The sequence below is a fragment of the Pectobacterium odoriferum genome (assembly GCF_009931295.1).
GTDB classification, from domain to species: domain Bacteria; phylum Pseudomonadota; class Gammaproteobacteria; order Enterobacterales; family Enterobacteriaceae; genus Pectobacterium; species Pectobacterium odoriferum.
Map to the genome: position 1 here is coordinate 486,693 of NZ_CP034938.1, position 14,230 is coordinate 500,922.

The 14,230-nt window shown below is 47.7% G+C and carries 15 protein-coding genes and 1 pseudogene; 14 read left to right on the forward strand and 2 right to left on the reverse strand.

What is annotated here, in order from left to right:
- Nucleotides 1–65 precede the first annotated feature (65 nt).
- The 11 genes and pseudogenes from EO763_RS02185 (at nucleotide 66) to EO763_RS02235 (ending at nucleotide 9,196) form a co-directional block, all read left to right on the forward strand.
- On the forward strand, nucleotides 66–920 hold the full coding sequence (locus EO763_RS02185; RefSeq protein ID WP_161527942.1) for a hypothetical protein: 855 nt from the start codon (nucleotides 66–68) through the stop codon (nucleotides 918–920).
- A gap of 203 nt (nucleotides 921–1,123) precedes the next feature.
- Nucleotides 1,124–2,008, forward strand: coding sequence for a GTPase family protein (locus EO763_RS02190; RefSeq protein WP_161527943.1), 885 nt, complete (start codon nucleotides 1,124–1,126; stop codon nucleotides 2,006–2,008).
- Between the two features lie 443 nt (nucleotides 2,009–2,451).
- Entirely contained in the window at nucleotides 2,452–3,249 is a 798-nt protein-coding gene (locus EO763_RS02195; RefSeq protein ID WP_161527944.1) for a hypothetical protein, read from the forward strand.
- A 151-nt stretch (nucleotides 3,250–3,400) separates the two neighbouring features.
- Nucleotides 3,401–4,219 carry a DUF932 domain-containing protein gene (locus tag EO763_RS02200; RefSeq protein ID WP_161527945.1) on the forward strand — a complete coding sequence of 273 codons (819 nt, stop codon included), beginning with the start codon at nucleotides 3,401–3,403 and terminating at the stop codon, nucleotides 4,217–4,219.
- Nucleotides 4,220–4,289: 70 nt separating this feature from the next.
- Nucleotides 4,290–4,760, forward strand: coding sequence for a RadC family protein (gene radC / locus EO763_RS02205; protein ID WP_161527946.1), 471 nt, complete (start codon nucleotides 4,290–4,292; stop codon nucleotides 4,758–4,760).
- 32 nt (nucleotides 4,761–4,792) lie between these two features.
- A complete protein-coding gene (locus EO763_RS02210; RefSeq protein WP_161527947.1) occupies nucleotides 4,793–5,116 on the forward strand; it encodes a type IV toxin-antitoxin system YeeU family antitoxin in 324 nt (107 codons plus the stop codon).
- Between the two features lie 35 nt (nucleotides 5,117–5,151).
- A complete protein-coding gene (locus EO763_RS02215; protein ID WP_161527948.1) occupies nucleotides 5,152–5,472 on the forward strand; it encodes a TA system toxin CbtA family protein in 321 nt (106 codons plus the stop codon).
- Nucleotides 5,473–5,585: 113 nt separating this feature from the next.
- Nucleotides 5,586–6,416 carry a DUF4942 domain-containing protein gene (locus EO763_RS02220; protein WP_161527949.1) on the forward strand — a complete coding sequence of 277 codons (831 nt, stop codon included), beginning with the start codon at nucleotides 5,586–5,588 and terminating at the stop codon, nucleotides 6,414–6,416.
- Between the two features lie 75 nt (nucleotides 6,417–6,491).
- Nucleotides 6,492–7,499 carry a restriction endonuclease gene (locus tag EO763_RS02225; protein ID WP_161527950.1) on the forward strand — a complete coding sequence of 336 codons (1,008 nt, stop codon included), beginning with the start codon at nucleotides 6,492–6,494 and terminating at the stop codon, nucleotides 7,497–7,499.
- A 399-nt stretch (nucleotides 7,500–7,898) separates the two neighbouring features.
- Nucleotides 7,899–9,016: pseudogene (locus EO763_RS02230) on the forward strand (tyrosine-type recombinase/integrase).
- A gap of 18 nt (nucleotides 9,017–9,034) precedes the next feature.
- Entirely contained in the window at nucleotides 9,035–9,196 is a 162-nt protein-coding gene (locus EO763_RS02235) for a CopG family transcriptional regulator (protein ID WP_161527951.1), read from the forward strand.
- 247 nt (nucleotides 9,197–9,443) lie between these two features.
- Here EO763_RS02235 and EO763_RS02240 read toward each other — a convergent pair whose 3' ends face one another.
- On the reverse strand, nucleotides 9,444–9,728 hold the full coding sequence (locus EO763_RS02240) for a helix-turn-helix domain-containing protein (RefSeq protein ID WP_161527952.1): 285 nt from the start codon (nucleotides 9,726–9,728) through the stop codon (nucleotides 9,444–9,446).
- Nucleotides 9,718–10,038, reverse strand: coding sequence for a type II toxin-antitoxin system RelE/ParE family toxin (locus EO763_RS02245; protein WP_005971241.1), 321 nt, complete (start codon nucleotides 10,036–10,038; stop codon nucleotides 9,718–9,720). The genes EO763_RS02240 and EO763_RS02245 overlap by 11 nt, the downstream gene beginning before the upstream one ends.
- Nucleotides 10,039–11,131: 1,093 nt before the next feature.
- On the opposite strand from EO763_RS02245, the gene EO763_RS02250 reads away from it, so the two are divergent.
- From EO763_RS02250 to EO763_RS02260, 3 genes are all read left to right on the forward strand, one after another.
- The gene (locus EO763_RS02250; RefSeq protein WP_161527953.1) at nucleotides 11,132–11,551 is read left to right on the forward strand and encodes a GNAT family N-acetyltransferase; all 420 of its coding nucleotides are present in this window, start codon (nucleotides 11,132–11,134) and stop codon (nucleotides 11,549–11,551) included.
- A gap of 99 nt (nucleotides 11,552–11,650) precedes the next feature.
- Nucleotides 11,651–12,772, forward strand: a complete 1,122-nt coding sequence (locus EO763_RS02255; RefSeq protein WP_161527954.1) for a ribosomal protein uL16 3-hydroxylase — start codon at nucleotides 11,651–11,653, stop codon at nucleotides 12,770–12,772.
- Between the two features lie 297 nt (nucleotides 12,773–13,069).
- Entirely contained in the window at nucleotides 13,070–14,206 is a 1,137-nt protein-coding gene (locus EO763_RS02260; protein WP_167521833.1) for an alpha/beta hydrolase, read from the forward strand.
- Nucleotides 14,207–14,230: the final 24 nt, after the last annotated feature.

Genomic DNA, 14,230 nt, shown 5'->3' on the forward strand with positions numbered 1-14,230 from the left:
GATAGTTTGTTACCATAAGTCCAAATCTATTCATCTCTTGAAGGGTTCATAAGGAGGGATTCACAATGGCAAGTCCGAATAAGTTAACGATGTACTATGCGGATGAAAGCACCCGGTTATTTTTAGAAGAACAAATTAGTCTGTATGGTGGGAAAAATTCAGGCTCAAATTATCTATACACTCTTGTGAGTCGTGAAAGGCAACGTATAAACAATGATGCTGATGACAAATGTGCCAGTGAAATATCCAAACCATCAGCAATGTTCTATCCAAAATTTTTAGGTGGGACAGATTATATAACTAAAGGGGATATATCTTTCAGTTCCCTGGATTTAGTAAAGGAGTATATGCGAGAAGCGTCTGGGGAAGAGAAAATCATCTCTGAAAAAAGAAAGCGATTGAAAATGATTCGTGAGGGTATTCTTGATCAAATTATTCTTGATTACCGGAATTTACCTGACGCTTCGGCGATTAGATCAAATGTGGATTCCTTCTCGATTATAATAATAAAATATATAAAGTGTAACTATCATGATTTCATCGGTGGGAATGTAACTCTTGATGGTGAGTTTCTGGCAGAGTGGAAGCTTATACGTGTCGATCGTAAGTTATGGGATAAATATGATGGAAAATATGACTTCAGAAAAATAAAATACATGAAATATGCTGAGGTGACCGAGTTTTATGGAGGGCAAGGTCTATGTAAAGTAAATGAGGTTACAACCAGGGATAATACCGGTGCGTACTTTATACCTGTGAGTTCTAACACATTAAAATTCCCCTCTGGCTTTATTTCCCGTAAAGGACCGCTGATTGTTGGTGGTTTCATTGACCAAATTAAAAACCGCGTTGACATTAGACCTATGAACGAAACTAGGATTAAAAAAATAAAAAACCTTCGCCAGAAAAAAACGCAATAGGAACAGGTGTTATTGGGTGGGTTTTTATTTGATAACTCTTAAAGAATCTGGCTTCATTTTAAATGGGCCAGATGAGATGTTTATTATCTTTTTTAAATGATGAGGTTTTTTTGTTAAAATATATTTATTTATAGCCCTTTAATATCTGTGTGGTTATATCAGATTCTGATGTCTGATCCTTTACATTCCCATGCGGAGGCTTTATGCCAAAAAATATTAGGAATGGTTTTAATACCATGAAACAACATTTCTCTGTAATCCCAGATTATATTACTCAAGCTTTTATCGATCGTTTGCAGCACGTTATCGATTATGAACCTGTCATTGGCATTATGGGCAAAACGGGTACTGGTAAATCCAGTCTGGTTAATGCCCTTTTTCAGCACCCACTGAGCACGGTCAGCAATAGTACTGGCTGCACGCGCGAGGCTCTCCATTTCAAATTTGAAGTTGGAGAGCGGAAGATGACATTGATTGATTTACCAGGGGCTGGGGAAAGCATCGCGTATGACAAAGAATATCGTACGCTCTATCAGTCGATATTACCGGACCTCAACCTTATTCTCTGGGTAATGAAAGCCGATGATCGGGCCTGCTCCACTGACGAAGCGTTTTATCAGTTTCTGCTGGAATGCGGCGTCTCTCCAGACTGCATTGTGTTTGTAATCAATCAGGCCGATAAGGCTGAACCCTCTTTGGAGTGGTGTCGTGAAACAGCCACTCCCTCGGCTGAGCAATTACTGACTCTTGCCGTCAGGTGCAATGCAGTATCACAACAATTTCGCCCCCCTCATCCGGTGCATCCCGTTTCCGCCAGCACCGGTTATAACCTGCCCCTTCTGGTCGAAACCCTTGTCAGTGCCCTGCCAGCATCAGCCAGCAGCGGTGTGTTCTGCCAGATTAAAGAAATTCATCGTACATCTGAAGCCGAGCAGGTGGTTCGACAGGACTTTGGTGAACTGGTGGGGGAGTTATTTAGCCGCATTATTGACGCGGTGCCATTACCAGAAGCACTAAAGGACCGACTCCACGCTATCCGTGAAAGTCTGACCAGCGCTGCTTCAACACTCTGGCACTGGTTCTTCTAATGCCTTCCTGTGACATTTTTCTTCGCTAGTCCCTCTTCTTACTTACAAGTTTGTTTATCAATGATCGATTTTGTCGATCGATACGATCTGATTATCTCATTATACCTTCAATCCGAAGGGATATAAGATTTAACGAGGTAAGTGCAACTTACTGTTTTATCTGTAAATAATTAAATTTGACTGATGTGTCTGGTCACCAGATACGCATTTTGACTCACCTTTATGAGGAGACATACATGTCCGCTACCAGGTTTGAGCGGAAATCAGTAATGAGGTGGCTATTCATTGCCAGCCTCACCGTATAACGGGGAGAGTCTTAATTCGGCCATCGCAAAGCTGATATTCCTCTCGGGCCTGTCGTGTCGTCAATGTAATCAGTTATGACCTTCAGAATGACGATGTTGTTGAACAAGATGGCTTTTAATCAAACAAGGAATTTCCCTGTGAAAACCCTACCTACAGTAGTTTTTACCCTGTCTACTCTGTTTACCACTGCCTGTGCTGCCGCTGATTTTGATCTGAAATGTACGCTGGCTGATAACAGTGTCATGACGCTTTCACACAGTGCTCAGACTGTCTATATCGGATTTACAAATCCAGGAGATGTAGAAAGTGAAGGAGCAGTCATTAAGTTAGATGTGCCATCGGGAGAAGCAGTTCAAACCGTTGGCTCCCGGCCTGTTTTTCACGATCAGTTTTTCAACCTCCGTGGTACCGGAGAAGAGATTGAAGGGGCTATTGCCGTATCTTATACCGAACATAAGGGGGTTAAATCGGCAGGCTATACGGAGATAAATTTACTGGGTAATGAAACCAAAAATATCGCCTGTAAGCCGGGCACCATTAAAGTAGCGAACGGATTATTAACGAGCGGCATTACCGGCATGGAGAAACAGGTGTCACATACCGGGGATACGACGAATGATACGCCAGATGAAGATGTGAGTGATCAGCCTGTCATTAAAGTTTCAACAGAGCATTTCTATCTTGTTAACCAGTTCCCGAACTGGCGTATTACATTGACCAGTGTTGGTAATAATATCATTGTAAAAAATGCAGTTATGAATCGCGGTAATTGCACTCTTCGCCCGAACGGGAATGGTGACCGCTTTAATATTCCACTGAAATTTGGTGATACGCTTAAGTTTAATGTGACAACGGATGAAAATTTTACGAAATGTCAATTACTTGAACTGGTTGTGGAGACAAACAAAGGTACGTTCACATTTAAACCTGAATGATGCCATCGTATCTGTTGTTTCACTCATTTACTGAGCAAGTGATTTCGGTATCAGCACTATCATTAACTCTTTGATATAACTACGCCAGAAAACGAAAAGGTCATGACCCGTAAGGGCATGGCCTTTTGTTTTTTTTATAAGGAATTTTTTAATGAAATTAGCCAGCCGTTTTGGGCAAATCAACCAGATACGCCGCGACCGTCCGTTAACTCGTGAGGAGATGATGCAGGTTGTCCCCAGCGTGTTCGGGGAAGATAAACATGCGTCACGTTCAGACCGCTACACATACATCCCCACCATTACCTTGCTGGAGAATCTGCAGCGTGAGGGTTTTCAGCCTTTCTTTGCCTGTCAAACCCGCGTGCGCGATCAAAGCAAACGTGAACACACCAAACACATGCTTCGCCTGCGCCGTGAGGGACAAATTACAGGCAAGCAGGTACCGGAAATTATTCTGCTGAACAGCCACGACGGCTCAAGTTCATACCAGATGCTGCCGGGCCTGTTTCGCTTTGTTTGTCAGAATGGCCTTGTCTGTGGCGAAAGCTTTGGGGAGGTACGTGTTCCACATAAAGGCAACGTAGTAGAGAAAGTAATCGAAGGGGCATACGAAGTATTGGGGATATTTGACCGCGTCGAAGAGAAACGCGATGCCATGCAGTCGCTTTTGTTGCCGCCACCTGCTCAGCAGGCAATGGCGAAAGGGGCATTAACCTATCGCTTTGGAGAAGAGCATCAGCCGGTGACGGAATCGCAAATCCTTTCCCCGCGCCGCTGGCAGGATGAGAGCAACGACCTGTGGACCACTTACCAGCGTATTCAGGAAAACCTGATTAAAGGCGGTCTGTCTGGACGAACGACTAAAGGCAAACGTGCCCAAACCCGTGCTGTAAAAGGTATCGACGGTGATGTGAAGCTTAATCGCGCCCTCTGGGTGATGGCCGAGAATATGCTGCAGCTTGCTTCATGAACCTTTTTATTATCCCTTCCCTCAGGCCTTGCCAATAAACCGGCGAGGCTTTTTGTTTTAAGGAACTGTGATGTCCGAAATTGCATTATCTCCCGTTTTTCCGGTTAACGAACAACGCATTATCCGTCGAGCCCTGCGTCTGCTGGAGAAATATCAGCGCCTGCCGGGAGAGTCGTTTACCTCAACCAGCTTCACTAAAACCTGGCTGCAGCTGCAAATGGCGGGCCTTGAGCGGGAATTTTTTATCGTCCTGTACCTCGATAACCAGCTTCGTTTGCTGGAGCGTGAAACGCTGTTTACCGGCACGCTCAGCCATACGGAGGTACATCCCCGCGAAGTGGTCAAAGCGGCTCTACGCCATAACGCCGCTGCGGTCATTCTGGCCCACAATCATCCATCCGGCGAAACGGAGCCCAGCCAGGCAGATCGGCACATCACAAAGCGGGTAGTGAATGCACTGGCCTTGGTCGAAGTGCGTGTGCTGGATCACCTCGTGGTAGGGGATGACGTGATGTCATTTGCAGAGCGTGGTTGGCTGTAGGTCCGGCAAAATATCAACAAAAGGAAACTGTTATGTCGTTATCTGATTCTCCCCAATGGGGACTGCAAAGTGATATTACCCCCCGCTTTGGCGCAAGGCTGGTACAGGAGGGCAAGCGTCTGCATTACCTGGCTGACAGGGCTGGATTGACGGGGTGTTTTACCCCAGAGCAACTACAGAAATTGGACCAAGATTTCCCGCTGTTTGTAGAACAACTGGAAGATATGCTGCGTGCTGGCGAACTAAATCCACATCAGCAACGTCAGGTGAACATTCAACTTGCGAGTTTAACCTGTATAGCTGATCCCCGTGGAAGCTGCGGTTACGTTTACATTTCTATTTATCCAACCCCGTAACACCTTCTCTCTTCTTTTTTCTCAGGATTCTACACATGCACATTTCAACTGTACCGGCCACGGTGCCGGTTTCGTCACGCCTGTCGCCCGTACAGGTCTGGCAGCAACTGTTAACGTATCTGCTTGAGCACCATTACGGCCTGACACTTAACGATACGCCATTCCACGACGATGCGGCCATTCTGGAACATATCGAGGCGGGAATAACGCTTGCCGATGCGGTTAATTTCCTCGTGGAGCGTTATGAACTGGTGCGCACTGACCGTAAGGGGTTCACCTGGCAGGAGCAGACACCGTTCTTGACCGCCACCGACATTCTTAGAGCCAGGCGAGCTACTGGATTAATAAATACTTGAATTCTTCGAGCCTCATTCCTGATTTTTACCTCTGAATTTTCCACCTTTTTTATTCATCGCATAATGCGCCTGCCACTCCCGGCAGGCGTGTTTGCTTTTATGGAAGATAAACGATGCAAACAGAACCTGACGTGTTAACGGAACACAATGAACTCATCCTTTCGACCAATATCGAACGAGTAGTTTCTGGCCGCGATGCAGCACTGCTGCAGATTGAACTGCTCATCCAGCAGCTTGATGCCATTTCAAGGCTAACCTCAGAAATTGGTGGTGGTACGGCGCAAGACTGGGCTATGAAGTCAGGACACCGCTACGATAGTTGGCTGACTGAGAAGGCTGATAAAGCGATGCCTGCCATCACCCGCAATATTGACAGCTGTATCTGGCGCGATTTGATGCTGAAGTCCGGCATGATGGCCTTGATGGATGCGCAGGCTCGAGACCAGTGGCACAAGAACTTGGAGGAGGGCGATCTTCCTGCTATCAGTGAGGCGAATATTCTCAGTACTTTTGAACAGTTACATCTGAACAAAATGGAAGTCTTTGAGCGCGGGATCATTAACGTCTTCAAAGGACTGTCGTGGGATTACAAAACCAATAGTCCCTGCAGCTTTGGTAAGAAGATAATCATTAATAATTTGGTAACTCACAACCGCTGGGGCTTTGGCCTTAACTGGGGTTGGCGTAGGGATCAGTTGGCTGACTTGGAGCGAATGCTGTTTTTACTGAGTGGTAAATCAATACCTGACAACCGTAGCGATATAACTACTCGGTTGATGGCGCATATTCGAGATAACCCGGATAAGGATGTTTATGAGGATGAGTTATTCCGCGTTCGCTACTTTCAGAAGGGTACTGCGCACTTGACTTTTAAGCGCCTGGATTTGGTCGAGAAGATGAACGATATTATCGCTAAACACTACCCAGGAATGTTAGTGAAGTAATTTTGGAGAGTTTTGACGCCTACGCCTAACAAGCTTATGATTCAGCATAATTTCTTTCCTCATGAAGGGACGAGTATGGGCAACAGAATGTGGATGATTCGCGGTGACGGCGGCAAGCTCTATGACGATTTTCGCGATAAGCAAATTGTAGGCATCGGTTGGTCTCTACTAGCCCCATTAGTTAAACCTGGCCTGTCCCGAGCCCAGTTACTTGCCTTATACCAGGAGGCAGATCCCTTAACAAAGCTGGGAACTGCGCGTTCTGGTGCATCGCAGGTCTGGCGTTTTGTGAATGAGATCCAAAAGGGTGATTGGGTTATTACCTATTCGCCAGCCAACCGTACTTATTTGTTAGGCAAAGTTACTTCAGACTTCCAATATCATCCTGAATGGGTGGAAGAGGGGATGGGTATCGCTCGGCAGGTTAAATGGAATACTCAAGAAATCGACCGCGATCGACTGTCTGTTGCTACCAAAAACACATTGGGTTCTACGCTGACGGTCTTCCAGCTTCCAGAATATGCTCTAGAGGAGCTTTTGCAGGATAAGAAACCCACTGTAGACGCTATTACTCATAATCCAACAGCGACAGATGAAGATGAGGTCGTTTCTGATCCGCTTCGCGATGTGGAGTCGCTGGCGCGTGAAGGTATTAAAGATCGAGTTAATGGGCTCGAGCCGAAGGAGATGGAGTATCTGGTTGCAGGTGTTTTACGCAGCATGGGATATAAAACACAGGTGTCTCCTGTGGGTCCAGATCGTGGGAAGGATATCATTGCTTCACCTGATGGATTTGGATTTGAGAATCCACGTATTGTCGTTGAGGTAAAACATCGTAGAGAACAGATGGGAAGCCAACAGATACGCAGCTTTATCGGCGGTCGCCATAAAGACGATCGCGGGCTTTATGTCAGTACCGGTGGTTTTACAAAAGATGCTCGCTATGAGGCCGATCGTTCGACGATACCACTGACGCTCTGGACGCTTGATGATCTCGTCCGTGCGCTTATTGAGAACTACGAGCAAGTCGATATCGAGACCAAACTTTTGGTGCCTCTGAAGAAAACTTTCCTACCTGCCTGAATCTTGCTTTGATAGCCATATCGGTGTTCTACTGGTATGGCTTTATACCCACTCGTGATGTCTATTTTTATACGGATTTTAACTTGTGGGTACAAGTGCGGGTATAACTATTTATTCCTGCTTATAAACTACATTTATATCAGTCTATTAGGTTTTAAATTCGAGTCCGGCCTTCACCATTGTATGAAAATTAAGTCACCTTATGGTGGCTTTTTTTATGTCCAAAATCGTCCAGTAACGTCCATATCTATCTGTAAAATAAAGATTTTAATTTAATTTCCCTCTCTGCGTTTTTGTCTGTTTTATCCACAGTGGTCTTTCTTCGTCCATTGACATCCAGATTATTTGGGGGGCAAGGTGAGGGTCAATTCACTTCGATTATGAGTTGCCCCCCAAATTATGGCGCTGACCGACGTTGTTGCCCGTACTGCCAAGCCTCGCGAAAAAGCCTATAAGCTCGCTGACGCGCACGGCCTGTATCTTTTGGTGAGTCCTAACGGCTCTAAGCGCTGGTATCTCAAGTACCGCTTTGAAGGTAAGGAAAGCCGGATTGCGTTCGGTGCCTATCCGCTGATCTCGCTGGCGAAGGCCAGAGAGAAGCGTGATGAGATACGGTTGCTGTTGTTGGAGGGCATCCACCCAACGGAAAAGCGTGAAGAAGAAAAAGAGCAGGCGCAAGAGGCGTTGAATACTTTTGCGAAGGTCGCGCAGGACTGGCACCGAAACATTAGCCAAAACAGATGGTCAGAAACGCACGCCGGACGGGTATGGCGTGATATGGAACGAAATCTCCTGCCTGCTATCGGGCATCGCCATATTGCTGACCTAAAAACTAAAGACCTGCTGGAGCCGCTGAAAGTCGTCGAACAGAACGGTCATCTTGATTTGGCGTCACGGCTGCGCCAGCGCGTCACCGATATTATGCGTTATGCGGTGCAAAACGATCTGATAGAGCGCAACCCCGCGCAAGACCTCTCCGGGGCGATAGCCGCACCAAAAGCTACCCATCGGCCAGCCCTGAAGCTGAACAAGCTACCGGATTTTCTGGCAAGGATTGAACGCCACAAAGGGCGGGCGCTAACCAGACTGGCCTTAAAACTCACGCTGTGCGTTTTTATCCGCTCCAGCGAGCTACGTGCCGGAAATCGATTTTAAACGTGCCATGTGGACGATACCGGCTGAACGTGAAGCCATTCCTGGCGTGAAGCACTCACAGCGCGGCGCAAAGATGCGCTCTGAACATCTGGTGCCGTTATCCCGACAGGCTTTAGCGTTGCTGGAAGAGATTAAGGTCATCAGTGGCGCTCATGAACTGATCTTCCCCGGCGATCGTCGGCCAACCAAACCGATGAGTGAAAACACCGTCAACAACGCATTACGAACCATGGGCTATGACACCACCACTGAAGTTTGCGGACACGGCTTTCGCACGATGGCCTGTAGCGCACTGGTGGGCGGATTATCTGGATGCCAATCGGGAAGAGTATGTGGTGCCATATGAGTTTAAAAAGATCTGATTCATTAGTGAGTTAACGATGAAAAAAACAAAAAAATCAACGGTGGCGCTTACTTCTTTGATTGAAGAGGCAGGACGGCGTCATCAGAGAGTCTTACAGGGACTTGCTGATGTTGATGCAGGGCGTGTTGTGAATCACGCTGATATGCAGGCATTCATCACCAGACTGAAGCAAGCATAATCAATAGAAATACAGGGCCGTATCCTGTATCGAAATCCTATGCATTAAGCGCCGCGCTAGCCCCTTTTTTGGGAGGGGCTGGCGCTCATTGTTCTTATGTAGATGATTTTTCCTGCTGTTCATCATACCCAAGTATCATTTCCACCAGATCGTTTTCCACCGTATAGAAGTAGCAAGCCGGAACCTGTAGCACCGATGCTAGCCGACAAGCCAGTGCAAAATCCTGCTTATAAATACAGCGTTAATCTTAACCCAGTGACAGCTTAAGCTGCATTCCGCAAGCAGCGGCATACCGTTGTAAGGTTGAGATACTCGCACTGGAAACATTTCTTTCAAGGCGGCTCACCGCAGGTTGGCTTACCCCCATGCGAGCGGCGATCTCTGTACTTGTCAGACCTGACTTGGACTTCATTTCGATCAGAACAGCGCGAAGCGCTTCTTCTTGAGTTTCGTCCTCATACGCTTTTTTAACTTCATGATTAGAAATCGCTTTCGCTTTAACTTCAGAGAAGCTGATACCTTTAACTGCCATCTTTCAATTCCTCCCATCTTGACTTTGCCAGCGCTATTTCAGCTTTCGGGGTCTTAGGGGTTTTCTTTACGAATGTCCTTAAAATATAGATCTTACGTCCTTTTGCGTAAGCAAAAAACGTTCTGCTGATGTCTTTTCTACCAACCCGTAGCTCAAACAACCCACCTTCGATGATGTCCGTGTCTGGATATCTTAGCTCGGGCCCTTTAGCTTCAAGCTTTTCAAGTCCTTTAAGCGCTTTTGCTTGCATGACCGGTTCGAGGTCATAAATTTCGCTTGCAGCTTCGGGGTGAAAAATCAATTCATACATGTCAAGCCCCTTATTAAGGGGAAATATAACTCATGAGTTATAATAACTCAAAAGTTATATTTGGCGTGTATCGGCAGAGTAAAACATTAGCAAGGCATCTCCCACCTTTCCCCCATTTACTCAGGGAGCACGGCTTCCCCCACCTGATTTTCACGACTTAATTTACTCATGCAACTTACCTCTCATAATTTAACTGGATGCTTTTCTCTGGCGCATGGGAAAGGGCAGAAACAATCGCAATTGACCTGCCTTGAACGATACCTGTGCGCCAGAGCGAACAGCAGTTGAGGTCTTGGGAGGTGTCGGCTAGGCACTCGGTGCGGCCGCCTGCGGTTGCAGGATTTCCTCTCAGGCGGTTAGGCCTGCCTCGGTATCGGTTCAATCTCCTGTAAAAAAAAAGCGATCAGTCCGGCACAAACGGGTGTGTCAGATTCATGACGCGGCGGTTGAGGTGCATGTCTCAGGGGCTGATAGGGTCTTCGGCGTCACTTTCATCCGTTGACACGGAAAAAGTGACGCCGGTGCAGACGTTGCCGGCAGGCGCGTAGCAGATGCCTGACGGCATAGCAACGCGCAGCCAGCACGTTCACACGCGCAGACGCAAATCATTGAGACGAGTAAAATAGAAGCTGCGTGATAACGCGAACTTACGTGGATAAGCGCTGTTTAAGCCGCCTATGAAGTGAAATCACCACAACGATAAACGTTGCAGCTACGGCCAGTCTCCTACGGCATGGAAGCAGCGCTCTGGCTGTGTATAGTAAGCCCACGGCAATGTTGGGCTTGAAGTAAAGTTCAACGTGGCCTTCATCGTCACGCTCGTAGCGGCGTTCAAACTACCTGATTCCCGATCTTTTTCCTCAAAACTGCACCAAGCAGCACCAAGGAATCCAACCTTCCCTTAACCACACGAATCAGAACAATCGCCATGAAAAAGAATCATATACCAAAATGCGGATTGTGCTTATGCTGAAACGCAGTGCCTGCGTTGGGCAACGTGTCGAAACTCGGGAATCCCTGAAACCACATTTTCAGCGGCGCGTTGTTCATGCAACCTTATGATTTTTAATAAACAGGAACTGGGGGAAGACGAGTGGAATTAATCGTGACGCATGACATTATCGATAGCGATCGGGAAGAACTTTTTGCGGGTCTTCGGAGCTACAACTGCCAGTTTATTAATCCGGCCTCTTTTGGGCAAATCGGTATTTTTCACCGCAATAGTGCTGGAACCATGACCGGCGGGCTGATTGCCACGCGTAAGGGACTATGGCTGTGCATTGATTATTTATGGGTGGGTGAGGAATCCAGAGGTCTGAAGCTCGGCAGCGCGCTAGTGAAGGGAGCGGAACAGGAGGCAATGCGTCTTGGGTGCCGTCATGCGCTTGTAGATACGTTTAGTTTTCAAGCACTTCCTTTCTATGAAAAACAAGGTTACCAGTTGCAAATGTCTTTACCGGATTTTCCTGAGGAAGGCATGTTAAGGCACTATCTAATCAAGAAAAATATGTAGGCTGCATGATAGTTATCCACCCATTGACCAATGACAAAGTCGTGCTGGCACCATCTTCCTTATAATCAGGCCCGTTTCTCTTCTCACTGGTGTGGACGCATGGCTTACCAACTCAACCTTAATTGGCCCGAATTCTTAGAAAAATACTGGCAAAAACAACCTGTTGTATTGAAGAACGCTTTCCCGAATTTTGTCGATCCAATTACGCCGGATGAGCTGGCGGGTCTGGCGATGGAACCGGAAGTCGATAGTCGTTTGGTCAGCCATAAAAATGGTCAGTGGCAGGCCAGCAACGGGCCGTTTGAGCATTTTGATAATTTGGGTGAAACCGGTTGGTCGCTGCTGGCTCAGGCGGTGAACCACTGGCATGCGCCGTCTGCTGAACTCGTGAGTCCGTTCCGCGTGTTGCCAGACTGGCGTTTGGACGACCTGATGATCTCCTTTTCCGTACCGGGCGGCGGCGTGGGTCCGCATATCGATCAGTATGATGTCTTCATCATTCAGGGGATGGGCAGTCGTCGTTGGCGCGTGGGTGACAAGCTGCCGATGCGTCAGTTCTGCCCGCATCCAGCACTGCTGCATGTCGATCCCTTCCCACCGATTATTGATGAAGATCTTGAGCCGGGCGACATTCTCTATATTCCGCCAGGCTTCCCGCACGACGGCTTCACTCATGAAACCGCGCTCAACTACTCGGTAGGGTTCCGTGGGCCGAACGGCAGAGACTTAATCAGCAGCTTCGCTGACTACGTGCTGGAGAACGACCTCGGCGGTGAGCACTATAGCGATCCTGACTTGACCTGTTGGGAGCATCCTGGCCGGGTTGAAGCGTATGAGTTTGACCGTCTGCGCGAGATGATGATCGACGTAATTAATCAGCCGGAAGCACTGAAAGCGTGGTTCGGTCGTTTTGTGACGACGCCGCGCCACGAGCTGGATATCGCTCCGGCGGAACCGCCTTACGAGCAGGATGAGATTGTGGGCGCGTTGACGGACGGCGGTATGTTGACGCGTCTGAGTGGGCTGCGCGTTCTGGAAGTAGGCGGTAGCTACTTCATTAACAGCGAACCGCTGGACACGGTCGATCCGAAAGCGGCGGATGCGCTGTGTCGTTATACCGTTCTCGGTAAAAAAGAGCTAGGGGAAGCGCTGAAGAATCCGGCTTTTGTGGCTGAACTAACCGGGCTAGTTAATCAGGGCTATTGGTTCTTCGACGAATAAACTCCCTTCTCTTTAGTGGCTTCCGAACACGTGTTACATGACGTGCTTAGGGAGCCGCACATTACTATTCGCATGGTTCGCTGTATCAAAAGCGTATAGGTTCACGTTACTAACATTCGACTATTAGCTTGATGTCGGTCACGCCAACATAAAGATGATTATGGTGTTAACTTATTCTGCCTAATAATCAGTTAGCTATTGAATTTATTGATAAAAAATAAAATTATCACGTCCGTAAATCCATAATTGGACTATCTTTTAGAGTGATACTGAATTAAATAACTCTGGAGAGATGTCATGTTTCATTTGCCTAAAATAAAGCCCTATCCTTTAGCGTTAAGTCTCATTATATCAGCCTGTGTGGTGGCCCCGTTTTCTTCCGCAGATACGAAGGCACCAGGCACGCTAGTAAAAAAAGTGCAGTTGGGTGAGGAGTATGGCTTATTGGAGGCCGCTGAGCAGTATCGGATCCAGTATCACTCTCGAAGTGGTGTGGATGGTAAAAGTCCACGGGACGACACCGGCGCTGTTTTCATCCCTAAAGGTGAGACACCTGAAGGTGGTTGGCCAGTCGTGGTCTGGACGCATGGAACGATAGGTGTGGCGGCTGCCTGCGCACCGTCTCTCAATCCACGTTCAGCGCGGGATGCGCAGTATTTAAATACCTGGTTGTCGTTGGGGTTTGCCATTGTGGCACCGGACTACGCGGGGCTTGGGTCTGCCGGGCTGCATCACTACCTCAATTCACGAGGCGAGGCATGGAGTGTGTTGGATAGCGTAAAAGCATCGCTGGGTACATTCCCGTTGCGTAATCAGTTAACGCTTGTCGGCCAGTCACAGGGGGCGCACGCGGCCTTTGCGACAGCGGGCTACCAACCGGATTATGCGCCGAACTTGCATATCGTATCGACAGTATTGACCGGTACGCCCTATTTTGATGACAAGACCTCTGCGGCAGATCTTTTTGCTGGGGAAAGTGGAGAGGGCGGCGATCCAAAAATACCTTATGTGATGTATATCTATCTCTCGGCGGCCGATGTAAATAAAGAGCTTAAGGTTGATGATTATTTCACACCGAAAGCGGCGGCCATTGTCGCTGACGCGCGTAAGATGTGTATTGGTGAGCTGACGCAAAAGGTGATGGCCGAGGGGCTGAATGCGAAGAATAGCCTGAAGCCTGCGATCCAGGGATTGCTGGACAGCCAAACCGCGAGTTTGCGCTATAACACACTCAAGATTAATCAACCTGTCTTCATCGGGATTGGGACCAGTGACATTAACGTACCTACAAAGATGCAGCGTCACTTTGCGGAAGATGTCATTAGTGCAGGGACGTCAGCAGAGGTACATGAATATAAAGGCATGAATCACAGCGAAACGGTTAACGTTTCGCTGCGTAATTCGGCCCCTTTTGTGTGGTCGGCAAAACCGTAAGCCTCTTGTCCCGGCATGTCTGCC

What these genes read in the sequence shown, in the direction of transcription:
- EO763_RS02185 (WP_161527942.1), top strand. Translation starts at nt 66, where the DNA reads ATGGCAAGTCCGAATAAGTTAACGATGTACTATGCGGATGAAAGCACC.
- EO763_RS02190 (WP_161527943.1), top strand. Translation starts at nt 1,124, where the DNA reads ATGCCAAAAAATATTAGGAATGGTTTTAATACCATGAAACAACATTTC.
- EO763_RS02200 (WP_161527945.1), top strand. Translation starts at nt 3,401, where the DNA reads ATGAAATTAGCCAGCCGTTTTGGGCAAATCAACCAGATACGCCGCGAC.
- radC (WP_161527946.1), top strand. Translation starts at nt 4,290, where the DNA reads ATGTCCGAAATTGCATTATCTCCCGTTTTTCCGGTTAACGAACAACGC.
- EO763_RS02210 (WP_161527947.1), top strand. Translation starts at nt 4,793, where the DNA reads ATGTCGTTATCTGATTCTCCCCAATGGGGACTGCAAAGTGATATTACC.
- EO763_RS02215 (WP_161527948.1), top strand. Translation starts at nt 5,152, where the DNA reads ATGCACATTTCAACTGTACCGGCCACGGTGCCGGTTTCGTCACGCCTG.
- EO763_RS02220 (WP_161527949.1), top strand. Translation starts at nt 5,586, where the DNA reads ATGCAAACAGAACCTGACGTGTTAACGGAACACAATGAACTCATCCTT.
- EO763_RS02225 (WP_161527950.1), top strand. Translation starts at nt 6,492, where the DNA reads ATGGGCAACAGAATGTGGATGATTCGCGGTGACGGCGGCAAGCTCTAT.
- EO763_RS02235 (WP_161527951.1), top strand. Translation starts at nt 9,035, where the DNA reads ATGAAAAAAACAAAAAAATCAACGGTGGCGCTTACTTCTTTGATTGAA.
- EO763_RS02240 (WP_161527952.1), bottom strand. Translation starts at nt 9,728, where the DNA reads ATGGCAGTTAAAGGTATCAGCTTCTCTGAAGTTAAAGCGAAAGCGATT.
- EO763_RS02245 (WP_005971241.1), bottom strand. Translation starts at nt 10,038, where the DNA reads ATGTATGAATTGATTTTTCACCCCGAAGCTGCAAGCGAAATTTATGAC.
- EO763_RS02255 (WP_161527954.1), top strand. Translation starts at nt 11,651, where the DNA reads ATGGCTTACCAACTCAACCTTAATTGGCCCGAATTCTTAGAAAAATAC.
- EO763_RS02260 (WP_167521833.1), top strand. Translation starts at nt 13,070, where the DNA reads ATGTTTCATTTGCCTAAAATAAAGCCCTATCCTTTAGCGTTAAGTCTC.